1 protein-coding gene is annotated in these 303 nt (G+C 42.6%); it reads right to left on the bottom strand.

What is annotated here, in order from left to right; all coding sequences use genetic code 11:
• Positions 1-87: 87 nt before the first annotated feature.
• A partial coding sequence (locus tag F3J02_RS18370) for a hypothetical protein (protein WP_167251621.1) occupies positions 88-303 on the bottom strand: 216 nt, incomplete at its 5' end.

Genomic DNA, 303 nt, shown 5'->3' on the forward strand with positions numbered 1-303 from the left:
GAAAAAAAAAAAAACCTACTAAAACTTATCACATAGTGATTACTATATTACGATCTACAGAGATTGCTCCGATATTGTTTTTCAATGCTACGGACACCACCGAGACCTACGACGGCGAAGAAGCGCTTTCCCTACACGACGCGCTTCCGATCTACCGACTGAAGTTGTGGTGTTACGCTCTAATGATGGGCCCTTAATAACTTCGATACCCGCAATCAGATTGGGATCGATATAATTTCGGTTATTCACGCCATTGTAGCCACGCCATACTGCAATGGCGTGAATAACCGAAATTATATCGAT

The sequence above is a fragment of the Acinetobacter sp. Tr-809 genome, assembly GCF_011753255.1.
Lineage (GTDB): Bacteria > Pseudomonadota > Gammaproteobacteria > Pseudomonadales > Moraxellaceae > Acinetobacter.